Consider the following 25,452-nt stretch of genomic DNA (forward strand, 5'->3'; position numbering starts at 1 on the left):
CCATCAACGCTTTCTGTCTGAAAGTACCGCAATGAGAATGACAATTCCCTTTACAACTGACTGATAATATGAAGAAACTCCCATGATATTGAGACCATTGTTAAGTACCGCAATGATGAGTACACCTACGAAGGTTCCCCAGATTCTTCCGCGTCCACCGTTCATACTTGTTCCGCCGAGGGCAACTGATGCGATGGCATCAAGCTCATAACCATTACCAAGGGTAGGCTGTGCAGATGCAAGTCTTGATAAAAGGATGAGCCCTGAAAGTGCTGCCATACCGCCTGAGATTGCATAGGTGATAAGCTTTGTCTTGTTAATGTTTACGCCGGAAAGCTTTGCTGATTCAGCATTACTACCTGTAGCATAGACTCTTCTTCCGAATACTGTCTTCTGAAGCACAAAGAAGAAAAGCAGGAATACAAGGACGAATAAGATTACAGGGAACGGGATTCCGAAAAGACTTCCCTTACCAACGAACTTAAGAAGGAAACTGCTTCCAAGTCCTGAGATCGGCTTTCCGTCCATGAAGATCATAGTGATACCTCTGTACACTGTCATGGTGATAAGTGTAGCGATGAAGGGCTGTAATCTTCCCTTTGTAACCAGTGTTCCGCTGACAAGTCCGCAGCCTACACCGATAAGCAGTGCAAGTATCATGGCAATTCCTACCGGCATTCCGCCTTTTATGAAGGAAGCGCAAAATGCTGTTGCCAGAGCAAGTGTTGAACCTACCGAAAGATCGATTCCGCCGGTAAGGATAACACAGGTCATACCGAAAGCTATGAATCCGTTAATGGATGACTGACGAACAAGAGATAAGAAGTTATCTATAGTTCTGAACTGAGGGCTTATGATACTGATGACCAGCACCAGCGCTATAAGTGCTATAAGTGCTCCCAGATCCTGAATTTTATTCATTAATTTATTACTTTCCATCGTTTTGGCCTCCTGTGGCGAGAATCATGACATTTTCCTGGTTGGCATCCTGCCTGTCTATAAATCCGCCGATTTTTCCTTCTGTAATAACCATTATCCTGTCGGACATTCCCAGAACTTCAGGAAGCTCTGAGGAAACCATAATGATCGCCACTCCCTGTGCGGCAAGGTTATTAATTATAGAGTAGATTTCCTTTTTTGCACCTATATCCACGCCTCTTGTGGGCTCGTCCAGTATAAGTACCTTTGGATCTGTGAATATCCATTTCGCAAATACAACCTTCTGCTGATTACCACCGCTCAATTTATTACAGTAGTGATCAGGACCTGTGCACTTGATATGAAGCTCTTCAATGCCAGCCTTAACCATATCCATTTCGCTCTTCTTATTCAGAACTCCGTTTTTTGAAATCCTGCCGAGATTGGTTATGGCTATATTTTTCATAATGCTTTCTTCAAGCATCAGACCTTCTGTCTTTCTGTCCTCAGTGATGAAACCGATGCCGTTCTTCATAGCCTGCTCCGGATTCTTATTGTGGACCTCTTTTCCTTCCACAAAAATCTGTCCCGTAACATTTGGCATATTTCCGAATATTGACTGCATGATCTCTGTACGTCCGGCACCCATGAGACCCGCAACGCCGAGAACCTCTCCGGCTCTGACCTGGAAACTTATATCTGAGAAAACTCCGGGACAGTTAAGATTTTTAACCTCGAAGGCAATGTCTCCGATCTTCACATCTCTTTCCGGATATCTCTCACCTATCTCTCTGCCGATCATCATCTTGACAACTTCAGTCATATCAGTCTTGCTGATCTCTCTGGTGCCGATGTACTGACCGTCACGAAGGATGGTGATCCTGTCGCAAAGCTCGAAAATCTCTTCCATTCTGTGAGAGATATAAACGATGGATACGCCCTTTTCCCTAAGGCTTCTCACAACCCCGAAGAGAACCTCTGTCTCCTTCTGTGTAAGTGCTGCCGTAGGCTCATCCATGATGATGACCTTGGCATCCACCATAAGGGCTTTTGCTATTTCGATCATCTGCTGCTGACCTATGGAAAGGGTATCCATACTTGCTGCGGGGCTGATATTTACACCGAGAGTATCAAGTATCTTCTTTACTTCAGCCCTCATCGCCTGCTTGTCGCAAACACCGAACTTCTTAGTGATCTCTTTACCGAGGAACATGTTTTCCTCAACCGTCATATCGAAGAGAACATTCAGCTCCTGATGTATGAAGACGATTCCTGCCTTTTCTGCCTCCTGAGGATTTTTGTAACAAACTTCCTGACCGTCTACATATATTTCTCCGGCGTCCTTAGTGTAAACACCGGTTAAAATCTTCATTAATGTTGATTTTCCGGCACCGTTTTCACCCATAAGCGCGTGGATTTCTCCATCGCCAAGCTCGAATCCCGCATCCCTTAAGACCGGATTTCCGCCGAAGGCTTTATTGATGCCACTCATTTTTATATTCATTATCTGCTCCTGTTATCAACCAAATATACAGCCTGACTGAAGGATGATGTTTGCGTAAGGAGTTGTCTCTCCGGTACGAATCACTGCTTTACTGTTATTTGTAAGCTCTTTTAATTTTGTATGGGGAACATATTCGATCTCGATTTTGAAACCCGTTTCATTTTTCTCCAAAAAATTAAGCACTTCCTTGTGCACTTCAGGGTTCATGGTTTTGATCTCTTCTGCAAAGATCACCTTTTCGATCTTCATGTCAGCACCAACTTCATTAAGCACCTCCATAAATCTCGGCATCCCGAACTTTACTGAAAGATCGATCCTCTCAACGCCGTCAGGAATCGGAAGACCGCAGTCTCCGATGCAGATCTGATCTGTATGTCCCATATATGAAAGAACCCGGGATATATCACTGTTTAGTATTCCATTCTTTTTCATCTTAAACCTCCAATTCAGCTTCTACTTCCTTTGCTGTAGGCATTCCACCCTGGGCACCCATCTTCTCGATGGAAAGACCTGCTGCGGTGTTTGCATAGGTTAATGCTTCCTTCATTGAAGCTTTATCTGCAATCCTTACAGCGAAAGCGCCGTTTAAGGTATCGCCCGCGCCGGTGGTGTCAACCACCTTGCTCTTTCTGCAGGGAACATTCAGTATCTCGCCTGACTTAAGACAGGTTGCAACGCCCTTGCTTCCCTTTGTGATGATAAGCTTCTCAGGATACTCCCTCAAAAGCTCCTCTTCTGATTTTTCATTTCCAAAGATCAGTACCGCTTCATGTTCATTCGGAGTAAGGTAGGTTACCTTATCAACTATTTCCTTAGGAACCTCTGCTGCAGGAGCAGGATTAAGTACTGTAGGAATATTCTCTTTTGCACAGATATCTACAACATAATGAACAGCTTCAAGCGGGATCTCATGCTGGAGAACCACCATATCAAATTTCACAAGCTCTTCTCTTATGGAATCAACATAGGCCTTGTCTGCACAGGCGTTTGCCCCGGCCACAACAACTATGGTGTTGTCATTGTCCCCCAACGTGATAAGAGCTATTCCTGTAGGAACTCCTTCAACTGTTTTTATGTTATCTGTATTTACTCCGTTAGACTTGAGATTTTCGATCAATTGTCTTCCGTTATAATCATTACCCACACATCCAAACATGGAAACTTCCGCGCCAAGTCTTGCCATGGCTACCGCCTGATTGGCACCCTTTCCGCCCGGGATGTAATGAAGCTCCGAACCCTTGAGGGTCTCTCCCTTCAGCGGGATGCGCTCAGCGATAACTGTCTGATCCATGTTAATGCTTCCGACTACAGCTATTTTCAAAACAACACTTCCTTTCTACTTCACTTCGGGAACAGGCAACCGGAAGGTCTTCTTACCTGACCCGGGAGTACCTGACGGTGTTTTCGTCAGGCAACTCTTTCATAAAAAAATCTTCTCTGAAACGGGTTTCTGAAACGCGTTTCATGTAATAACAATATGCTACCAAGCTATCACTGCCATGTCAATAATATATTGTTGAATTTTATAGTTTTAACATAATAGAGGCGATAGTTTTGTGAATATTTCACAAAACTATCGCCTCTTTATCTCTCATCTATAAACGTATGCTTTTTGCCGTTTATCTTTCTTTAACTGAACGTGTAAATGCTCCGATGATCATCAAAAGCGCCCCTATGATAAAGGCTGCGATCGAAACAACAGTCACATAAAACACCTGCCAGCCTACAGTATTTACCGAGTCGTAGCTAAAGAGTCCGGCGATCAGAAGGATCCTCTCTGAGAGAACCTGTCCGAAAGCTGCTGTAAACAGCGCGATGGAAACACAAACTGCAATAGTACTGCAGATATCGTGGTTTCCGAAGATATTGGGAAGTACTACGGCTGCACAGGCAAGGACGATTCCCAAAACACCCTGCACGATGATAATTCCCAGGTTTCCAAGGGCATAAGTCACAGTCATACTGCTGCATACGCAGGCAGCAATGATACCAACTATTCCAAGGATGGCAGCAATTACATTGAAGTATGCTCCCACGCTCTGTTTTTTCATAAAATCTGACATCTTCAATCCTCCTTTTCTTTTCTCTTGGAGAGTACGAACAGGATCGCAAATACTGCTGTTAAAAGACCTGTTACAGCGATCGCAGAATGATAAGCTGTTCTCCACCATGTGTTCAGCTTAACAACATGAGTTGTCTCATTATATCTGTTCATAAGGTTACTTGCTGCGATCGCATACAGTACGTTATGTGCTGACTCTTTAACAGCCTGCTGAGCATTGGCATCGCCTGCAAAGACTGCTGCGCTGATAGCTGAGCCATCTGCCTGGTTAGCAAATCTTGGGCTGGTAAGAGTTGTATCTGCGTAGAATCCCGACATACCTCTTGTGTCATAGCAGGTTGTTCCCGATGTAAGAACCGATCCGTAGAGATCAAAGTCATCATAGATATCTGTTACTGCATAACCCTTGAATCCCCATTCGTTCTTAAGGATTTCTGTCATAAGACCTGTACTTACAGTACACTCAACCGGTCCGATCTTGGAGAAGGAGATCATAAGACCTCTCATTCCTGCATCATTATCCTCTGTATCATACTTGGTTGCTTCAAAAGCGATCTGGTATGCTCTAAGTTCTACTTCTCTTGCACGCTGCTCTGTCATAAACGGAGCAACGCCCGCTCTGTTTGTCTCCTGGTCATTAAATGCATAATGCTTAGGTGCAGCGATCAGACCACATTCAAGAGCTCCGATAGCAAATTCCATTGCTGTGTATCCTGAAAGGATCGGATCTTCTGAATAGTACTCACCGTTACGTCCGTTGTAAGCATGACGATGTGTATTAAGTCCCGGTCCCCAGAGGATAGGAATACCTGTAAAGAGTGACTCTATACCTATAAACTCACCAAGCTTCTTAGCAAGGTCCGGATTAAAGGAAGCTGCTGTAAGAGGGCTGCTGCCGAATACTTCAGGATGCCAGTTGCCGTTTGGATCTTCCGGACTGATGTTCCATGGGGCTTCTGTATCCTTGGAAGCATTAAGGTTAACCGCGATACCGTTACCGGCATTCTCTGTCATATAAGTTTCTACAGTTCCGATAGATTCGGCACCCGGGATACTTGGGCCGCCAAAGGTTGCAAGGTACTGAGCCTCCTCAAGAGTCATCTCGGAAAGGAGTTCATCCCATTTTGCGTCATCAAAGTCAAGGCCTGCCATCTCATAAAACATGAGATCACTCTTCTTGCCCCATTCGATTCCGGAAGTATCATCATCGGTCGCAATTGTATAGTACTTACCATTGAGATAATCGATCATCTCCTGACTTGTAAGAGTCATATCTGAGTATGTCTTGGGATAAGTTCCATTCCAGTCTGCACGGCTTAAGTAAGTAACTTCACCCTCCTGGAAATGATTCCAGTCTGCATAGTCAAGCTGATCAGAAATCTTTGTGCCCGTTTTACTGTAAGCAAAGGCTGTTCTTGAAAGTGTATCCTCTGTTATCTCTGTGCTGAATGCATAGTCAGCATTAGCCTCTCCAACAAGGTTCTCTGCTGCTACGCCCTGTGAAGCCATGATGTTGTTGAGTGCGTCATGAGCCCCGTTACCAAATGCGAAGTAATATGTTCCGGGATCCACGATATATGATCCGTAAGTTCCGTCTCCGTTGTCGTAAGAGCTGTCATATGTAGCAATGTACTGAAGATCAACATCTACAGATACAACCTCAGACTCTCCCGGCTGAAGAAGTCCGGTCTTGCCGTAGTTAAGAAGAACGATGGCACTCTTTTCGATTCCGCCCCGCTCATAAGGAGCCTGACCATAGATCTGTACGCTCTTTTTACCCGGTACATTTCCTGTATTGGTGACTTTCACATTGAAGGTAGCTGTTGCTGTAGTTACATCATCTTTCTTTGAAACATTAAATACAGGCTCTCCCTCAAACTCCATATCAAAGGTAGTATATGAAAGTCCATATCCAAATCCATAGGCTACTTCTGCATCATAATCCCAGGCGGATCCTGAAGCATAAGTTCCTGCTGTTCCTGTTGCATTTCCCTGTCCGAGAACTGCATCATAGTATCTTGTCTCATAGTAGCGATATCCGACATAGATGCCCTCAGCCTCTATGATGTAATTGCTGCTGTTCTCTCGTGTGATAACATCTGCTGCGTTCTTATATGAGAAGTTACCCATATTCTGCATTGCAGGAGCAGACATGTTGTAGGTAGGGAAGATATCTGCAAGTCCGCCTGAAGGTGATACCTTTCCGCAAAGGATATCCGCTACTCCCAGAAGGCCATAGCTTCCCGGTGCTCCTATCCAGAGGATCGCATCAATTTCAGGATCATTCTTAAGCTCACCGATCTCTACAGCAGATGCACTGTTCACAAGGATTATGACCTTATCACTGCACTCTTTTGCGAGAGCGATGGCATCCTTCTCGTTGGTTGTAAGAGCAAGAGGCTCTTCTGCACCAAGACCGGCAACTATTCCGCCCGGAAGATAGTCTTCACTCTCGGCGCTTGGTCTTCCGATAACAACGATCGAAGCATCTCCGTATTGAGCAAAACTGTTTTTGAAGTCTGCATTAACACCTTCAATCTCTTTTACGGAAGGCTCACCCGGATCATACTCTTCGGAAGGTCCGGCATTTTCTGTGTGAAGATAGGTCTCATTGAGCTTTGTGTAGATGGAAGTCATGGTAGGATTAACCTTGTATCCTGCTCCATCAAATTCAAACTCATCTCCGCTCCAGTCTCCTGTTGTGTATCCTCTCTCAACCTGTCCCGTTGCCCAGTTCTGAGAAAGAGATGTTGTGATGTGATGCGCAAAATCAGTTACATTGTTCTGAAGCGCCTCATCAAGATTTATAAATCCGCCAAAAGCCTTGACACCAAAGCTTGAACCGAGGATAGGAACCTGGGATCTGATTCCGAACAATGTTACGTTTGCACCTGATGCAAGTGGGAGTACTCCGTTATTCTTGAGAAGTACTGTTCCTTCTGCTGCCTGCTCTCTGTTAAGATCGATAGCAGCCTGGATAAGTGCATGTGAATTACCTGTTCCATCCTCATTTAAAAGTTCAGCAGGTGGTGTGAACCTGTCGTACACTGCATCTTTGTCATCTGTAACCATCATCTCACTCTGGGTACCAAGAGCCGTATCGATAGTTGTTGAAAAAGATTCCAGTGTGTTACCCACTATTACTGAGATTGACAGTAAAAATGACATTAGAGCTGCCAGTCCTCTGAAAATACCTGTCTTTTTCAATTTCTTTCTCCTTATCAATTTATAGTTTTCATAGCCTCTTCCATGCTCATACCATTTGCGATAGCTTCCTTACGCTTCAGGTTGACTTCCTGGATCTGCCGCATCTTTTCCCCTGTAAGAGCGTACCCCTTCATTGCGATCAAGGTTGCTGCCCAAGCCAGCATTGGAACTATGCAAAAAAGTAAGATAACAACCGCATTCATGCCTGATGAATAAGGCGTTTCTGCAGTTGGAAGATTCTGTATTCCGATAATGCTTACAGCTATTCCTACGACTGTCGCGGAAAGTGATGAAACAAGCTTATCTACCAGTGAAAAAAGCGTTCCCATGATTCCCGGGATGTACTTTCCCGATCTGTAAGTTTCATAATCCGAACAGTCTGCCACCATCGGGATCGGCATATCAGCCGTTGAGTAATAAGCTCCATAGCCGATGCCAAAAAGAATGATGAATAAAACGGTATAAAGATTTACCGAAACGCTGCCATCAGATAAAAGTGAAAGATTCCTTGACGGCACGCCCTCTTTCCATAAAAGGAGGAGGACCAATACTCCTACGTAGCACATAAGTGCCACCGATACATACCTTAGAAGTGATGCTTTCTGCCCCTTTTTCTGGCTGGTTCTTACTGTCAAAATAAAGAACGGTACCGAGAACACGTAGCCAACTATCATCATCGGAAGATAGAGACCATCGTAATTCCCCATCATGCAGCCATAGAGCATGCACAAAACAGTGGTGTTGGTTGCTATGGACAAAGCCAGCTTACATCCGGCGCCGGCTATCATAAGTCTCTTCATAGGATCATTGTTCTTAAGGATCTCGACGTATTCCGAAAGTCTGACCTTCTCCTGTTTTGCTCCACCGATCCCAAAGTATTTTGGCTGATCCTTTTCCCAGATCCCGATGATGGCAAGTGCTGTGAGCACGATAGACACTGTGATCCCGATGGGTGTCAGGACCCTGTAAAAGCTTGCACTTGAATAGTCTGCAACATTGGCTCTTATGATCGGTGCAAGGAACTGCATAACTCCCATTCCCGCGAGAGATCCGACTGTATTAAAGATGGTAAAAAGCGGTCTCTGTGAGGGGTCGGAAGTCAGAACTGTCTGCCCTGCTCTGGTGCAGGAAGTCTGAAATGTATATCCGATAACCCATATGGCATAAAGGGCCACGAAAGCTATATATCTGAAAGCCATCATGCTTTCAGGGATATTTGGCGTTATCATATACATCGTTATGATGCTGAGTGCCATTATGATATTACCTATAACCATAAATGGTCTGAACTTACCGAATTTCCCGTTGGTCCTGTCCATCAGTGCACCGATGATCGGGTCTGTGAAAGCATCAAACACTCTCATTCCCGTAACCATGATGGATGCAAACAAGATCCCAAGGTTCAGAACATTAGAACCAAAGGTCGCAATGTAGGACAAAACCAGGACATAGTAGACATTGGTAGCTCCATTATTAAGAGGAAAAAGCACCAGCTGATAGGGCTTTGCTTTATTGCCCCTTTCCTGTGTAACAGTATTTCCCATTTTCATACTCCTATTTTCACATTTGTATTCCGGATCAGGTCCAGTTTGCCCCTTTATCTCCCTGATCCTTAAGGCTGTACTCCGGATTCGGAGAAGCAACTCTCACAAATTTTGTGCTGTCTTTGAAGGCTCCGCTTACCGCAGTGATCTCAGTTTCTTTTCCGATCTCACCGAGACTTACTTCAAACTCAAACACATGCTTTCCGTGCTTTGTCTCAAGTTTTTTCCCATCTGCAAAAAGAGTTATCTCATTCTGATTGGAATAAACCTTGAGCCTTATCCTGCTCTTTGTTCTTTGTACAAATCTCTTTGAAGCTATATGCACGAAAGGATCCTCGCTCCACCATGCCTTGTAGAGATAGAAGCTGTCTTTTTTTGTCTTTCTGTCAAAAGTAACGAGACCCTTATGATTCATTCCGGGCTCACCGCCCTGGTTTCTGGCATCTGCCGCAAAATCAAACATGTTCCAGACATGTGTCGCCCACATGAACGGATTTCTTTCAAAGCACTTCAGCATGTACTCATGGTAAACAGCCTGGTATTCCTCAGTGTGGTCACCTCTGTGAGGATTTTCAGAATGAAGGTTAGGCATTCCCTCACATCCGTATTCTGAGTAGCCAAGGCATCTGTTCGGATAAACCAGATGGAAGAATCTCATCCATAGATCATTTAAGAACAGTCCCGGAACATACCAGCCTAGATACAGATTCCAGCTGACTGTATCTGTGATATGTGCCACCTTATTGAAGGGTCCGCACGCTGCATAGCAGGCAAGTGTTGTAAATCTTGTATCATCCATTTCATGGCACAGATCATTAAGTATTCTGTGGTTTTCCATCATGTCCTTTTTATTTTTGGTTGAGATAGTGATCTCATTGGATATTCCCCAGCAGACGATAGATGGATGATTGTAGTTCTGTATGATAAGCTCCTTCATCTGGCTGATGGTGTTATCCCTTCCATCAGGCATATGCTCGGAAATGTAAGGGATCTCTGCCCAGACTATCATTCCTCTCTCATCGCAAAGATCATAGAAATACTGACTGTGCTGATAGTGAGCAAGTCTTATGGTGTTGGCACCCATCTCGCAGATAAGGTCCATATCCTCTTTGTGCATTTCATTTGTTATGGCATTTCCAAGGCCTTTTCTGTCCTGATGCCTTGATACACCGTGAAGTGCATATCTTTTACCATTCAGGTAGAAACCTGTCTTTGGATGATAATGAAAATCTCTTACGCCAAATCTTGTTTCTATCTCATCTACCGCTTCTCCGGCTTCAATCAGGGTGGCCTTCAGATGATAAAGATAGGGGTTCTTTATGCCTTCCCACAGATGAACATCATCGATCGTAAATTCATGTTCCAGGCAAAAACTGCCATCACCGGAACTCTTTTCCTGCTGACTTCTTCTTTCTTCATGGCGGATCTTAGCTTCGTGGATCACATTATCATCAGCATCAAGAACTGTAATGTTTACATCAGCGCTGTCACTGTTTACGTAGAGATAAACCTTAGCTGTAGCTTTTTTGTAGCCTTCAACAGGCTTTGCCTTGATCCGGATTCCTCTTGTTCCATAATGATCAAGATCAAAATGGCTCTTGCTGACCACCAGCAGATTTACATCCCTGTAAATTCCTCCATAGAATGTAAAGTCTGCTTTCTGCGGGTAGACCCTTGTATTTGGCCTGTTATCCACCAAAACTTTAAGATAATTATCTTTGTCTTTCAGATGATCTGTTATGTCCTTTCTGAAGGTTGAGTATCCCCCTTCGTGGCGGATCACCTCTTCTCCATTCAGATAAACAGTGCTTTCTGAATTAACTCCGTCAAACTGTATATAAACGCGCTCTTTGTCCTTATCAAAAACAGGCGCGTCAAATGTCTTTTCATAGGCAGCCAATGCTCTCAGATAATCATTTCCGCCATCCTGACCATCAACTGCATTCCAGGTATGAGGAACGTCAACCTTTTCGTCGTATTTACCTTCTATCTGAAAATGCCAGTCCTTATTAAGGGAAAAAAATCTTCGCATGAACTATCTCCTTATCGTTTTCTGCAGTTTCCTGTCAGCGTCCACATCATAACAATTTCACAACATCCCATTCAACCGAGATGGAATAATCGACACTTTTCACAACATAATTTACATGTCTCTGAACTTATTTATGTACAAAAGAAAAAGATGCACAAAGATGCATCTTTCTCAAAGGTCTGATATTAAGTTATATAGGTGTTTTATGTGAGTGGAAGTATGATATTCAGATGAAATACATCGCCTTCTACCTGTGTTTTAAAGGCTCCTCCGAATTTATCGACTATCACTTTTATACTCTTTATCCCGAAACCATGTCCGTTTTCGAGATCCTTACTGACGGGAAGCTTATCTTCAAAGGTGATATCTCCTTCAAAATAATTCCAGACGTGTATGATAACCGAATCGCCAAACTGTTTCAGGCTGACATCCACAAGTCTTTTCTCCTTGTCCGACACAGTGGCAGCGCCGGCCCTGGCGTTATCTATAGCATTGCCAAACAGAAAATACAGCGACATACTGTCAAACTTATCAAGCTTATCGGTAAAGCTTACGCAGTTAAGCCTGACCCCCTGCTGCCTGCAAAGAGCTCCCATATTGCGAAGGAGTACGTCGATCACATCATTGCCGGTTCTTACGATAGGCGCAAAACTTTCTATAGACTCCCTTATAGGTGAAAGATCCGGGATATCAGTCTTTTCTTTACCAGCGAAATGCTCTATATGATTAAGCATGTGTTTAAGATCATGCATCTGGATATTGTTGAACTCGACCATCTCTTTCCACTGCTCATACTGTTTCTCAGATGCCGACAAAAGCCCCTTTATGACCATCGATTCAGCCTTTTCCTGCTGCCATTTATGCAGATAGAACTGGATAGAAAGAGCAAAGCTGCAGCACAGGATCGCGTAAATGCTGCTGGCCACAATGACTTCATTGCTTAAGCCCTTCGCATCGGCCACCAGTCTGTTGACCCCGATACATATGAGTACAACAATGACGGATAAAATATTGAGCCTTATGCTCCCCCTATCCGGAACCTGGGCTCTTGCAGCCATAAAATATACTATGGTATAGACCACCGCCATGGTCAGTACCTCCACTATTATCCTGTAGATCACACTGATCTCCAAAAGAATACTCATAGAAGGGATCAGACTTATGATCGTCATCAGTTTGAAGGCTATGTGCTGCGTTGCAACTCCGGCTATACAGGAAGATACAATGGAAAAAGAGTTACCTTTGTAGCAAAACAGCATCACCCCTACCGTCAAAGCTATTAAGAAAAAGAAAAACATAAACCTGTATATGGCGATACTTGCCGCAGGGTAAGTAATACTTGAAGCTATGATGCCGGCGATAACGGCAGCTGCCGGAAACCTGACCCAGAAGAGATTTCTCTTTTTATAAGCATGCAAAAATAGAAGTTCCGCGATCAGAACTTCTATGATGTATCCTATTGCTTCGAATTTACTTAGCATTTCCGCATTTAACATGACAGTCTCCATTCCTAAGGCCGGCCACGGCACCGATAGTGAGGTAAAGTAATTTCACACATGTTTCTCCGGATGCCGTAACAGATATCATCCAAGATAGGTATTAAGCTGCTCCATAAATGCTTTCTTTTTTGACCTTCCTATCTTGATCCTGTCGGTACCAACTTCTATCTCATCGCCGTACAGCCCTCTTATGTATGAGAGATTGACGAGAGCTGAGGCGCTGCATCTGGCGAAATTTGCACCTGAAAGCTCTTTTTCCCTCTCTCCAAGGCCCCCATAAGAGGTTATGACCTCACTTATAGTATGGAACATAAGGTCATGCCCCATGACTTCAATGTACATGATATCACCTGATGACACGATCCTAGTCCCATTCTTGTCCTTGATCCTGACAGGAATCCCGTCTCTCTGAGACAGAACCCTTACTGCCTTGTCAAGCTTTACGCTGAGATCATTATAATTTATGGGTTTAAGACAGTAATCAAGCGCATCCACGCTGTAGCCTTCAGGAGCGTACTGAGGCATGTTGGTGACAAAGATCAGGAGCACGGTAGGATCCAGTACCCGAAGCTTTTTGGCTGCTTCCATTCCATTCAAAAAGCCTTCTCCAAGTTCTACGTCCATGAACACAATGTCACAGGCCTTCTTGTAATCCTCAAGAAAGCTCTCTGCTTTGCTGTATGACCTGATGGAAAAAGCGATCTCTTTTTCCGCACCATATTTATCCAGGCACCGGGTAAGGAACTGCGAATATTCCAGGTCATCTTCTACGATTTCCACTCTGTACTGTTTCATAAAGACTCCATCCAATATGTTTTCTCGTTCTTTAACGCCAGCGGGATGAAAGGCAAATGTCCTCATTCATACATACAACGGATAATCAAGCATAAATTGCCTGACCCTGATGTTTCCAAGACTTTTCGCAAAGTGCAACCGAAAATTATTTATCTTCTTTCAGTCGCCTTTCAATATCAGAGGCACTGTATAATACTCTGGTTACCGTGACAATCTCTTCCTCAAATACATAAAATACCGAGTAATTATCTACCAGCATTCGCCTAAGTCCTTGTGAGCGTTCAGGTTCAAAATCTACCAGTCTGAACTTCTCGGGAAAGAAGCCAAGTCCAAGAACATTATCTGCTATTCTGTTATACTGTCTCATAGCATTTTCCGGTGATTGCAGATTTACTGCGATATACTCATATATCCCATCCATATCACGCAATGCTTTCTCAGTAATTTTTACAGGATATTCTCTCATCTGTGGCTCTCTCTAAAAGCTGCAAATGCTGCCTTTGCATCCTGTACTCGTCCAGCTTCAATATCCTCAAAGCCCTCCTGCAATTTTGCATGAATCTCTGCAGTCGTCATAAGATCTGCATTAATAACATCCGGTGCCTGAGGTAATGAAACCTTAAAAGGAATTCCACCTGTAAGCGTAATCTGTCTTAAATACATATCAATAGCTGTAGACATAGGAATTCCCAGACGTGAAAGCACATCTTCAGCTGATTTTTTCGTTGTAGGATTAACTCGTAAATTAAGTGTTGCTGTTTTCTCCATATGTATATCAACTCCTTTTATTCATTGTAACGCAGTTTGCGTTACAATGCAAGATACCTTTATACTTCACTGAATGTCGATTCTAATTGTTTTTTGCACGATCTAATTTCCACACAGTTAATGAATCTTTAACTTGCTGTTTTTTATCCGCACCCCTTATACTTTAGTCAAGAAGACCAGTCTGGTCTGCTTAGTCATATAATATGGGAGGTGCAGTGTTATGATGCAGGTAAATGTCCTTGAAGCCAAAACTGATTTATCAAAACTCATCCGCCTGATCGAAACGAATCGCGAAGATGAGATACGTGTAGCCCGAAACGGAACGCCTGTCGTAAAGATGACCGCCATCGAAAAAAAGCCGGTCTCAAACCGAATCGGCATCGCTAAAGGCAAATTCACAATGCCCGATGATTTTGATGCAGATAATGATTACATTGCCGACCTTTTTACAAGAGGTGACCTATGAACCTTCTGCTCGATACCCACATTGCTTTATGGGCGATAGGCGATAATCCCAATCTGCCTCAAAAGGCTAAAGAACTCATAATGTATCCTGACAACCTCTTGCCCAAAAATGGCGATTGTTTCTTTCTCGAAATTCTGGGTGTCGATCAAAGATCATCAAAGCGCTCTTTCCTTTAATCCTCCTTATAAAGCACCAAAGCTATATGCCGCCACATATCCAATCATAGCGCCCAGTCCGTTGCTGAATACATCATCAAGTTCGCAAAGCCCGATCCCGATAAAATATTGCAACACTTCAATTCCGACACTAAGCAAAACAGCCCAAAACCATCTGAGCCGATGCTTCGGATCATACAATGCCGCTCCGAGTGGCACGAACAACCAGACATTGTTCAATATGTCCTGCCTGGTCGTTGGTGAAATCATAAATTCTTTATAAGATTTGAACAGTTCAAATACAGCTCTCCGGTTCCCGGACTCCCTGAAAGCGATAGTCATGATACCTATGAAAATGATATAACAAATCAGGAATACAACCTTTACTTTGCCCCGAACCAAGATTGCAACCATCGTCATCAGAACGCCAAAAATCAAAACCAGGTACGGTCTCGTATTCAGAATGTTATCAATCCTGAACATCTGCTTTCCGTCTGCATCCAGGTAAACGTTCTGACCGTTAACCTTTTCAATTCCATACTGGCTTCTGCCAATAGTCACGGGATTCCCATCTTTGTCATAATACAAAGTCCTCGTACCTTCTCTTTTAACTATTGCATATCCACGGATCGTGTTATCCGGTTCACCGGCGGCATCCAGATATGTGGTAATTATCGTACCATCCACAGTTTCAGTCATCTCTCCGTACTGTCCTAACGTAGATGCTGCAGGCTTCAAATCCTCATCAAAGTACATATCGATAGTTGCCGGGGCAATGTAAGTCCTTCGGATCAAAGCATAGCCTGAAGTATTCCTCACCGGATTACCCTCCAGATCCAGGTACCGCACCTCACATATACGGCTGGATTTATCATAACTTCTCTGATACTGCCAGTATCCCTCTTTCCGCCGAACCTGTTGATCTCCGATCCAATATGTGTCAATGTCTGCTTTTCCGGCCTCAGTGTATGTTCTCCGGATAGTATCATAACCACTGCTGACAACAACAGGCTGGTTCCGTACATCAAGATAAATTATTTCAATGTTTAGATCGTCTTCATACACCCGGGATATCTGTGCATAACCCGCCGGAAGGACTGTAAGCTTCCCTTTTTCATCAAAATACTGCTCCAGAACCACATGCCCATCTTGTTTCGTTTTAATAACCGTAGCATAACCCTTGTCTCCGGCAAAAGAAATATCCCCTTCAGAATCAACGTAGTCAGTCCGAACATAATCCTCTGTACTCGTCTCTTCTTCCGAAAGTTCGGCTGAATTCCGGGTGGGATTCTTTATATTCATAATGAATGTGATAATTATTATCACTAAAATCGGAATCACACGGATCATCCGGTTCAAGATATTTTTCATAAGTCGTTACCAAAAAGTCAGAAGCTACCCACAAGATTTTAATTGTTTTAAACGTGCCAGGCACTCGGTTTGTGTTCCGTATGCCTGGAAAAGGAGGTTACTTTCCCGTTCTCGACTTCCCTCCGATGCATATACCTAACGGATTTCGCATCATCTAAGGTACTATTCGGCCATCCGACTGCCTGCCGTTTGCCTCGTTTCCTTTCTGGTTACTTTGGCATACCACTTATACATTATTGCCCCACACACTAATCGGAGCTGATATGGAGCAAACAGGCTCTCCACATTCGACGCTGAATAATTGTGCAAAATGAACGGTTCTTCCCGACACCGTCGGAGTGTACGTATTCTCACCAAAACGATTACGCACATGTTGGCTTCTGCTCGTGTAACAGCATCACCCTCCAAATTGAGTATTTCGGTGCTCAATGTCCGTCCCTATTGCCTAACTGTCTACGCTTAAACCTAACGTTACCGTTTCGGCTCCAAGACTCGTTAACGGTGAATTGGTTAATCCTTTCCGTATGGGGTTTCCACCCATTATCTAAAGCGTCCTACATGGGCGCACTACACGGTACCAATGTGCATCGTTCCCGTTGTAGTGAGCGGGAGAAAACAAGTGCTATAGAACGATTGACGGGACAAAAGTACCCTGAGTTTTTGGACATCGTTTCTTATCCGATGAATTATTTATTTAAAATTTGACATTTTTTCACCGGCAAAAAATCTGACAGTTTTTGAATATATAACGCGAATCTTGCCGATAGCAGCTTTTTGCTACCGGTTATGTTGTTATACTCTTTTTTAAGTTTACACGTTTTCTCCGCTTTTTGGGGCCACTTTGGGAACACGCCGCATTCGAGGATCAAATCATTACCATGTTTCTCCGCTTTTCGAACTGTTCCATGACATCTGCTATTTTAAGTGTAACATCTCTATTTATTTCTGGATTCAGTTTTCCTCGCTCAATTGCCCTTGTAAATGAGACCAATTCATATCTAATGCCTTCTCCATCAAGCTGATAAAAATATCTTTTATTTTTTGACTGGTCCTCGTATCTAACTTCAAAATAATCTGTTTTCCACCATGGAGCTGGAACATATAAATATCCTTCTGAGCCTGTAATTATCAATTCCCCTTCTGATTTGACTCCATCACCGATTTTTATAGAACCTACGCTATGGTCATAAACAAAGTCTATCTTTGTAAAGCAATCACGTCCCTTTTTATCAAAACGAGATACTATCGAGCATTGCTTAAAGTCTGTACCAAGAATCTGAAATATCGGAAGCAGTGCCGTTGGTCCCCACTCATGGATACTATTCCACTCTATACCTTCTTCATTTTCTCTCATACTTGTACAGGTAGCATCGGCAGAAACTACATCTCCTATTTTGCCGCCTTTAAGAATCAGCAACAATCGAGAATAGGCCGTAGCGTATGCTGTTTTAATTGCCTCCATTAAAATGAGATTTTTTTCAGATGCCAACTTAATTAATTCTTCTACTTGCTCTTTATCTATAGTTAAGGGCGATTCACAGAGCACATGCTTTCCTGCTTCTAAAGCTACTCTAATGTGTTCATAATGATTTTGGGGTAACGATCTTATATATACAGCATCAATCGCAGACAAGAAGTCATTGTAGTCATCTGTTACAAATCCAATTTCAGCTCTTGCTTCTAACGTAAGAACCTCTGGATGTTTTGTACACACTGCTGTAATATGAATTCCATTAACGGACTTCGACTCAGCCCACACTTTATTCAAAAACTTTGCATCACCAAGAAGTCCCAGCCTTATTAACCTCTTCTTTTCTCTTATATCTGAGCTTGAAACACCATCGGTTCTCGGAAGATAGACCACTTTACAGTATTCTTTAAGATAATCGAAGTACCCATCCCAATCAGAACCAACAGTAAAAATGTCGATATCATATTTCTTAATATCGTCAATCTTCTGCCCTTCATATTCTTCAATTATTATCTCATCCGCAAGGCCTGTTGCTCTGACTGCCTCGACTCTTTCCATAAGGGATTGTTGCAGATTTATTTTTCCTCTGGTTTTATCATAATCATCAGATGTTACACCAACAATAAGATAATCTCCTAGTGCTTTTGCTCTCTCCAACAGCCTAATATGACCGTAGTGAAGCAAATCATATGAACCATATGTAATTACCTTGACCATATAGACTCCCTTCTGTAGTTACGCGGTATCAGGTAGCCATGGCTGTCCCTGATATGGTCTTATTTGTCTAATTCTCCCAGTGCTGCTGTAAACTGCTCCATATACTTCTGTTCGCCGATGCTCACGCGCAAACAGTTTCCAAACTCTCCGACATTCGGATATGTCTTTATCAGAATCTTCTTTTCCGCCTTCATCCGATCCACTATAGTTTGCGCATCAGTCTTAGGTTTGATAAAGATGAAGTTTCCGGCTTCTCCCTTATGCTGATATCCATCTGAGTCCAACCAATTAATCAGATACTTTCGACCAATTTCAAAGTTCTGAATCAAGCTATCAAGCATCCCCGGTGTGGTCAAGACAGCTTCCGCAAACTTCATCGCAAAAGCATTTGTATTGTGTGGTGTGCACAACTTCTGAACCATCTTAATCCCATCCGGGCATCCTGCTACATAACCAAGACGGCATCCAGCCATGGAAAACAGCTTAGAGAAGGTTCGGGTAACAAACACGTGCTCACCCTCGAGTGCATACTTGATAAAGGTCTTCGGGTAGAAATAGTGATACGCCTCATCAATAAGAATGTTGATCTGCTTTTCCTGCGCCACCTTCAGAATCCTCTCAAATTCCTCATCTGAGTACACATTACCCATCGGATTATTAGGATTGAGAAGAATGAGGAGCTGCGTATCGTCTGTCAAGGCATCAATTATATTCTGCACATCCATGCTCAGATCGTCATTATATGGAACCTTAACAAACTCGCGCCCATACATTTCTGAATATATCTGGAACATGAAGTAAGAAGGAACCACTCCGACAATCCTACCGTTTTCGCTTGTGAATGCTTGAATGATGTAACGGATGCCTTCAGCTGATCCGTTGACGAGGCATAGGTGGCTGATGTCGGTATGAAGATACTCCGCCAGCACTTCCGTAAAATGCAGTGTTTCAGGATACTGTGCCACAAACTGTGGAGTTACATCAGATAACACTTTCTCAATGAATTCCTGTGGAAGTCCTCCCGGGTTTTCGTTAAGATCGAGCCTTAGATAATCCTTTCTCTCATTCTGATCAAAGATGCGATATAGATTCTCTACCTTAGGATCTAAATAGTACATAATTCTCCTTCCGAGGTTTTTAACCTCTTTCGGAGTCCTATTACCTGCCTCACAGCAGCCCTCTTCGATTCATATCATGCAGCGCATCTATCAACTTGTGATTATCCTCCGATGTAATGTGTCCAATGTGTCCGATTCTGAACACCACATCCGCCATTTCACCGCCATTCGGGCAAGCCCAAATGTTATATTCATCCTTTAGGATTCTCACAATTTCTTTAGCTCCGCCGTGAACAGGTCTCAAACAGGTAACTGCATTGGATGGGGACTCCGAAACAATTTCAAGCGGTAAATCTTTTATGCTGTTTCTAAAGTCCTCAGCCACAGAGGCGATATTCTTCCTTTCCTGCAGTACCCCCCTCGATTTGAAATTTGGGTTAATCGCTTATTAATCTGGAGCAGTGTAGTTACTGCGGGAGTGAATGGTGTCTGTCCACGCTCCCCATTCTTTAGTGCCTGTTTAAGTGAGAGGTACATGCATACTTCCTTGTTCTTCTCTACTCGGTCTATTGCCGTAGGAGCCAAAGCGATAAGAGACACTCCCGGCTGAACAGCTAAAGCTTTCTGCGATCCTGTAATCACCGCAGCGGCTCCAAGGGTCTCCATATCAATATCATCTGATAGAAATGCGGAGATGGCATCAACTATGAGTAAGATATTATTCTCCCAGCAAAACTCTGACACCATTTTCATATCATAGAGAACACCTGATGATGTTTCATGCATGTTGATAAGCAGAGCCGTGTAATCCTCCAAATCACTCAACTGTTCGATTTTTAGCTGATGACCGAACTCACATTTGACCTCTGTATAGGTCCTATTATGCAGCTCACAGAGTTCAACAAAACGCTGACCAAAACTGCCTCCATTGATAACGATGACTCGATCTGAGCTGTTCAGAATGTTCATTACGGCTGATTCCATGGAGCCGGTACCGGATGCCGTGAGAAATACGGCATAAGAACCAGCAGGCGCTTTTAGGAATTCCAAGAACAGTCTTTCATTCTCTTTGACGATCTCAGAGAACTCCGATGTTCTAAAATATGGTGTTGAGTGATTGGCAACATCAATAATGTCGGGATCGGACATCACCGGTCCTACTGTAAAGTTAAGCATAGTATTTTCTTTCCTCTCATTTTTCATATGCGCCTAATGACATTCAGCAATCCCTTCTTTTTCTTTACTCGTGAGTCATCAAACATATCAGAAATGCTCGTCTCTATCTCGTAAGGAAACTGATAAGTATATTCACTGAATTCTTTCTCTAGTCTGTTGATTTCATCTTTCCATTTATCACTGATTCTATAAACCTGTGTGTTTTTAATAGACTTTGCGGGATCAAAAAAACTTTTGAAAGCAGTACGATCTTCCGGTTTCAAACTGCAATGCTTCTCAATACGCTCCACCGTCTCCTCATAATTATAAATGAGATCCTCAAAGCTGACTGTAAGAATCCTATAATCATCGGATGGTTGTTCACATGCATTTACTCTTCTCCAATAATCAACAAATGTGTCGATCTCAAAAGGATACATAGAGCCTGCATGGATTTCTTTCCATAAATACTTATTAAATATGTATACATCACGGATATCTCTTTGCATTCTAATAATTCGGAAATCGTCATCAAAATAATGTGGGATTCTATATAAATTATGGCATAATAGGAGCCTATCAAATACAATGTTCCCTTTCCCGGGCTCCCTATACATCTCTAAATAGGCTTTCACAAATCTTTTCGCGGCTGTGTAAAATTCTTCATCCGATGGAAATGCAACTGTCATTCCCGGCTTGACACTGTTATAGACGAATTGTCTTCCCCATTTATAGATATTTCTTCCAACCAGAATTTTTGCAGCAAGCTGTACCGGAATTTTTAAAGGGTTAAAAATCACTTTTTCACACTGACCATAGTAGCGAACACCAATATTAAAAGGATGTAAATCATCTATAAATTGATTTAAGTTTTTTTCAAACTGATTTCCAAACAGTTCACGAAATGATCCGTACCATCCAAAATTATTATTATTAAGCCGCATCATTTCTCTTTTGAAGGTCGCTAACGCTTCATCCGAACGATGTATGTCATTATTTTTTAACAGCTTATCTTCAAGGTCAAATATCCCACCGGGGAAATATAAGGTGTTATGTTCATATCCGCCTTTGTCTTCTATTAAGCCTGTTCCATTGCACCTGTATTCAGACAGTAAGTCTAATACTGCTGATGAACCAGAACCAAAATATCCTGTGACTGCTATATACATTCTCTATCCTTCTCTTTCATTTTCAAATTTCATTTATCAAATGCTCAAGCTTATTAACAGCTTTGTTGGGAGCAAAATCTTTTATTCTTTCGTAGCCTCTTTCCTTAAGCATCTCTCTAAGCAAACTATCGTCATATATTTTTCCAATATTATCTCCCAGTGTTCTCTGATCACCCACCGGACTAATAAGGCCAAATACATTGTTTCCCAGGATCTCACGCACCCCGGGAATACTGTCAGTAGCTGCTATCGGAACACCATATGCCATAGCTTCAAGCAATACTGTCGGTAAACCTTCCATAGGACTAGAATGGACATATGCATATGCTGCTGAATAATAGTTCTGCATATCAAGACAGTTACCTAAAAAGTGAATATATTCTGAAGCATTCTGGTTTTTCGTAAACTCTTCGAGTTCTTTCCTGTTTACACCATCCCCTGCGAGCAACAAATGAATTGTTCTATCTGTCTGTTCATTAAGATGCTTTATCGCAAGAATAGCAGTCTTCTGGTCCTTATCTGGTGCCAGACGTCCTGCCATTAAAGCAAAACGGCCATACTTGCTTTTCAGGTTCGCCACCTTTTCCTCATCTATCTCTTTATCTTTGATGAGGATTGGATTATAGATCAGTTCCTTTCGTATTCCGTTCTCATCATTAAACTTCTTGCAAGTGATGTCACAGAGTTCAGAGAGACATACCAGATTCTTTATCTTTCTATATAAAGCAAAGTATCCATCTGAAATGACTTTGTATTCGAATTCCGAGCCGTGAAGCCATGCGATTTTTTTTCCTGGAAGATATCCGGATGCAACGAACATCAGGTCATTAAAATGGCCAGAGAAAGCAATCACAACATCTGTGTTTGCTAGTGACTTCAGCTTTGGCTCTATAATCGTTCGCTTTAGTGCATTCAAGATGGTCAACGCAGTACTAATTCCAGCATAAGCTATAGCACCTTTTATCCCTTTCTCTATGCCTTTTGCATAACGATAGGGAACCATGGAACGAGTAAGAGAGATCTCATGAATCTCACAGGTCTTTGGTAACTGATGATACAGATCTTTTAGCGCAGGTGTAACATTGACAACTGATACTTTATGTCCCCGGTCAATAAGCAGTTTTATATAATCGATTCCGACCCTTTCGATACCGCCGACCTGCAAGCCATCAAATACAAATACTATGTTCATGCAGCCACCTCATAACATCTTTCTGTTACAAAGCAGCTATTTTCGATACTACTTAGTACCCCCCCACATGGCTTTTTGCCATCATATCATTCAGCATCGCTTGAAGCTGGATCTTTATCGTTTCAGGCTTAAAAGCTTCCAGCCTTTCTCCACTCAATGTCTTATATTTCTGATACAGTCTTTCATCAGTTTGTAGCCGATAAATTTTTCTTGCCATATCATCAGAGTCCTTAACCTTGCATAGGAGGCCGTATTCGTCATTTCCGAGAATCTCCCGAGGGCCAACTTTAGAATCTGTTACTACCATCGGCAGATTGTAAGAGAGAGCCTCAATCATCACTGTCGGAAGTCCTTCTCCAGCTACACTTGCGTGCACAAGAAGCTTTGCAGCAGCATAATAATTCTGCACATCACTTCTTGCGCCCATAAAATGAATGTGAGAAGAAACCCGCTCATCCTTTTTACTTACATGCATTTTGACTCTCTGTTCATCCGGTCCATCACCGATAAAAAGCAGGTGAAGATTTGAATTGTATTCATTCACCAACTTTTCCAGAGCATCACATACGGTAAACTGATCCTTATGAGGATACTTGAAGCGCGAAACCATGATCATAAAATCACCATACATTTCCTTTAATCGTTTCACTTCATCCTCATCTACAGTTCTATTTGCTATGTATGTCGGATTGTAAATCTTATGAATATTGAATGCATTCTGATGATTATAAATTAAAGCTTCATCCTGTGCGTCATCTACAAGGACAACAAGATTCCGAATCTTCTTATAAAGATTGTAAAATCCATCTGAGGTAATCAGGTATCCATATAAGGCTCCGTGTAGCCAGCATATCTTCGCTTTTGCTCTTATGAATCCATCTGCAACAAAGGTGAGATCATTAAAGTGCCCGGAAAAAGCAATTGCAATATCATATTCTTCCTTTAGAAATGGATACATTCGGCTAATTACCTTGTATACTTCATCTACGGTACCAAGGGCAATCGTTGCCATAGGATAAATAAACCGACCAAGCAGATTGCGTTTCACCAGCTGTGCATACTGTTCCGGACAGACTATTCGAGGAAATGAAACATGCTCTATTCTAGTTCCTTCTGGCATTTCCGATTCCATCTGATTCAATTGTGGGCAAAGATTTATGACAGTTACTGAATGACCGAGCTCATTAAGAAGGCGAACGTAATCCCCCCCTACCCGCTCAATACCTCCTATTTGTAGACCATCAAAAACTAATGCTATATTCATAGATTCCTCTCACTCTATATATAGATTTCAGTAAGCCTCTCAGCAGTCAATCTAATATCAAAACCACTCCTGCGTATTTCAGCACTTCTATCTTTCCGTTCTTTCTTACTTATCATTTCATCGAGTTTTCTCGACCACTCTTCCGGACTGTTCTGAAGATTCATTCTGCACAAATTCGGATTGATATCTGTCTCTGTGGTGATGGCATCTGAGATAAGGCATGGCAAATCTGACGCCTGCGCCTCAACCAAAGTCACTGGAAGTCCCTCGTAATGTGAAGGAAACAGCAATGCATCAAAAGCACTGTAAAGCTCATTCACATCTGCTCTGCTTCCAAGAAAACGAACGGATTCGCCTATCCCAAGTTTTGTCACTTTCTCTTTTATCTCATCTATCATGTCACCCTTACCAGCCATAGCCAAAATAGTATCTGGATGTGTTTTAAGAAAGCAATTAAAGATATCGATAAGAAATGAGTGGTTTTTGGGATAGCTGAAGCTTCCAACATGTCCAATGACAATCCTGCTCTCCCATCCTTCCTCTTTTCTAATCTTCTCTCGTGTCTCCGGGCTATATAGGAAATTCTCTACCACGATACCATTATTAATAATCTCGTACTTCCCTCGCTCACCAAAAAGCCATTTCCCTGCTTTATCTGAGCAAGCAAACCTTACTAATGGCATATAATTCAGTATAGGTCTACAAATATAATGCGCCTTCACATGATGGAGCGTACTAGTTGAATGTGAATGGACAATCACCGTCCTGAACCCGGCCCTCTTTGCAGCCATTGCATCGAGCACAGCGTCCATGGCGTGCTGTGTATGAATATGGAAGGTGGTGTATTCCTCATGAAGAGGTTTAAGGTGCCTCTTTAGGACAAAATAGTTTTTCAGGCGCTTCACGGGTCCACCAGTTGTTATAAGTTGAAGATGCCGAACTTTTCCACCTAATTCTTTTATTTCGCCGTCATAATCGCCTTCTCTTTTCTGTGTTACCAAGAAGTCAAACATAACCTTGGAGCGATCGATCGTTCTGAATACATTCATAATAAATGTCTCTTCACCGGCACGATCCATGATTGATACATAATGAAGTGCTTTTT

Annotated in this window: 22 protein-coding genes; 1 reads left to right on the forward strand and 21 read right to left on the reverse strand. The window is 42.6% G+C overall.

Translation table 11 applies throughout. From position 1 onward, the window contains the following. Window positions 1–3: 3 nt before the first annotated feature. From T357_RS0114500 to T357_RS0114555, 12 genes are all read right to left on the reverse strand, one after another. Window positions 4–939, reverse strand: coding sequence for an ABC transporter permease (locus T357_RS0114500; RefSeq protein ID WP_031554147.1), 936 nt, complete (start codon window positions 937–939; stop codon window positions 4–6). After that, the gene (locus T357_RS0114505; protein ID WP_031554149.1) at window positions 929–2,422 is read right to left on the reverse strand and encodes a sugar ABC transporter ATP-binding protein; all 1,494 of its coding nucleotides are present in this window, start codon (window positions 2,420–2,422) and stop codon (window positions 929–931) included. Before T357_RS0114505 ends, T357_RS0114500 begins: the two co-directional genes overlap by 11 nt. A 15-nt stretch (window positions 2,423–2,437) precedes the next feature. Next, entirely contained in the window at window positions 2,438–2,854 is a 417-nt protein-coding gene (gene rbsD / locus T357_RS0114510) for a D-ribose pyranase (RefSeq protein WP_031554153.1), read from the reverse strand. A 1-nt stretch (window position 2,855) separates the two neighbouring features. Further along, window positions 2,856–3,743, reverse strand: coding sequence for a ribokinase (rbsK, locus tag T357_RS0114515; protein WP_031554155.1), 888 nt, complete (start codon window positions 3,741–3,743; stop codon window positions 2,856–2,858). Window positions 3,744–4,041: 298 nt separating this feature from the next. After that, window positions 4,042–4,485 carry a hypothetical protein gene (locus T357_RS0114520; protein ID WP_031554157.1) on the reverse strand — a complete coding sequence of 148 codons (444 nt, stop codon included), beginning with the start codon at window positions 4,483–4,485 and terminating at the stop codon, window positions 4,042–4,044. A 2-nt stretch (window positions 4,486–4,487) separates the two neighbouring features. Beyond that, on the reverse strand, window positions 4,488–7,691 hold the full coding sequence (locus tag T357_RS0114525; RefSeq protein WP_031554161.1) for a glycoside hydrolase family 3 C-terminal domain-containing protein: 3,204 nt from the start codon (window positions 7,689–7,691) through the stop codon (window positions 4,488–4,490). 14 nt (window positions 7,692–7,705) lie between these two features. After that, a complete protein-coding gene (locus T357_RS0114530; RefSeq protein ID WP_031554164.1) occupies window positions 7,706–9,235 on the reverse strand; it encodes an MFS transporter in 1,530 nt (509 codons plus the stop codon). 34 nt (window positions 9,236–9,269) lie between these two features. Next, window positions 9,270–11,267, reverse strand: coding sequence for a glycoside hydrolase family 2 protein (locus T357_RS0114535; protein WP_031554166.1), 1,998 nt, complete (start codon window positions 11,265–11,267; stop codon window positions 9,270–9,272). A 203-nt stretch (window positions 11,268–11,470) separates the two neighbouring features. Beyond that, complete coding sequence (locus T357_RS0114540) at window positions 11,471–12,763, reverse strand: ATP-binding protein (RefSeq protein WP_031554169.1); 1,293 nt, start codon at window positions 12,761–12,763, stop codon at window positions 11,471–11,473. Between the two features lie 87 nt (window positions 12,764–12,850). Then, window positions 12,851–13,561 (reverse strand): LytR/AlgR family response regulator transcription factor, encoded by a 711-nt coding sequence (locus T357_RS0114545; RefSeq protein WP_031554173.1) that lies wholly within the window; start codon window positions 13,559–13,561, stop codon window positions 12,851–12,853. Window positions 13,562–13,706: 145 nt separating this feature from the next. Beyond that, the gene (locus T357_RS0114550; RefSeq protein WP_031554176.1) at window positions 13,707–14,027 is read right to left on the reverse strand and encodes a type II toxin-antitoxin system RelE/ParE family toxin; all 321 of its coding nucleotides are present in this window, start codon (window positions 14,025–14,027) and stop codon (window positions 13,707–13,709) included. Continuing rightward, complete coding sequence (locus tag T357_RS0114555) at window positions 14,024–14,329, reverse strand: type II toxin-antitoxin system RelB/DinJ family antitoxin (protein ID WP_031554179.1); 306 nt, start codon at window positions 14,327–14,329, stop codon at window positions 14,024–14,026. The genes T357_RS0114550 and T357_RS0114555 overlap by 4 nt, the downstream gene beginning before the upstream one ends. A 220-nt stretch (window positions 14,330–14,549) precedes the next feature. Here T357_RS0114555 and T357_RS0114560 point away from each other — a divergent pair, with 220 nt between their 5' ends. Continuing rightward, complete coding sequence (locus tag T357_RS0114560; RefSeq protein ID WP_031554181.1) at window positions 14,550–14,795, forward strand: type II toxin-antitoxin system Phd/YefM family antitoxin; 246 nt, start codon at window positions 14,550–14,552, stop codon at window positions 14,793–14,795. A 182-nt stretch (window positions 14,796–14,977) separates the two neighbouring features. Here T357_RS0114560 and T357_RS0114570 read toward each other — a convergent pair whose 3' ends face one another. The 9 genes from T357_RS0114570 to T357_RS0114610 form a co-directional block, all read right to left on the reverse strand. Next, window positions 14,978–16,321, reverse strand: coding sequence for a VanZ family protein (locus T357_RS0114570; protein ID WP_031554187.1), 1,344 nt, complete (start codon window positions 16,319–16,321; stop codon window positions 14,978–14,980). A gap of 865 nt (window positions 16,322–17,186) precedes the next feature. Beyond that, window positions 17,187–18,509 (reverse strand): Gfo/Idh/MocA family oxidoreductase, encoded by a 1,323-nt coding sequence (locus T357_RS0114580; RefSeq protein ID WP_031554193.1) that lies wholly within the window; start codon window positions 18,507–18,509, stop codon window positions 17,187–17,189. Between the two features lie 59 nt (window positions 18,510–18,568). Then, the gene (locus tag T357_RS0114585; RefSeq protein WP_031554196.1) at window positions 18,569–19,627 is read right to left on the reverse strand and encodes a pyridoxal phosphate-dependent aminotransferase; all 1,059 of its coding nucleotides are present in this window, start codon (window positions 19,625–19,627) and stop codon (window positions 18,569–18,571) included. A gap of 49 nt (window positions 19,628–19,676) precedes the next feature. Further along, window positions 19,677–19,952 (reverse strand): pyridoxal-phosphate-dependent aminotransferase family protein, encoded by a 276-nt coding sequence (locus T357_RS22085; RefSeq protein WP_330373133.1) that lies wholly within the window; start codon window positions 19,950–19,952, stop codon window positions 19,677–19,679. Further along, window positions 19,925–20,743, reverse strand: coding sequence for a pyridoxal-phosphate-dependent aminotransferase family protein (locus tag T357_RS19425; protein ID WP_330373134.1), 819 nt, complete (start codon window positions 20,741–20,743; stop codon window positions 19,925–19,927). The genes T357_RS22085 and T357_RS19425 overlap by 28 nt, the downstream gene beginning before the upstream one ends. A gap of 23 nt (window positions 20,744–20,766) precedes the next feature. Beyond that, window positions 20,767–21,891 carry a sulfotransferase family protein gene (locus T357_RS0114595; protein WP_031554198.1) on the reverse strand — a complete coding sequence of 375 codons (1,125 nt, stop codon included), beginning with the start codon at window positions 21,889–21,891 and terminating at the stop codon, window positions 20,767–20,769. 22 nt (window positions 21,892–21,913) lie between these two features. Continuing rightward, window positions 21,914–23,083, reverse strand: coding sequence for a glycosyltransferase (locus T357_RS0114600; RefSeq protein WP_031554200.1), 1,170 nt, complete (start codon window positions 23,081–23,083; stop codon window positions 21,914–21,916). Window positions 23,084–23,135: 52 nt separating this feature from the next. Continuing rightward, complete coding sequence (locus T357_RS0114605; RefSeq protein WP_031554202.1) at window positions 23,136–24,347, reverse strand: glycosyltransferase; 1,212 nt, start codon at window positions 24,345–24,347, stop codon at window positions 23,136–23,138. Window positions 24,348–24,361: 14 nt separating this feature from the next. Beyond that, window positions 24,362–25,396 carry a glycosyltransferase gene (locus T357_RS0114610; protein WP_197027357.1) on the reverse strand — a complete coding sequence of 345 codons (1,035 nt, stop codon included), beginning with the start codon at window positions 25,394–25,396 and terminating at the stop codon, window positions 24,362–24,364. Window positions 25,397–25,452: the final 56 nt, after the last annotated feature.

It is taken from the genome of Oribacterium sp. FC2011 (assembly GCF_000701645.1).
Lineage (GTDB): Bacteria > Bacillota > Clostridia > Lachnospirales > Lachnospiraceae > Oribacterium.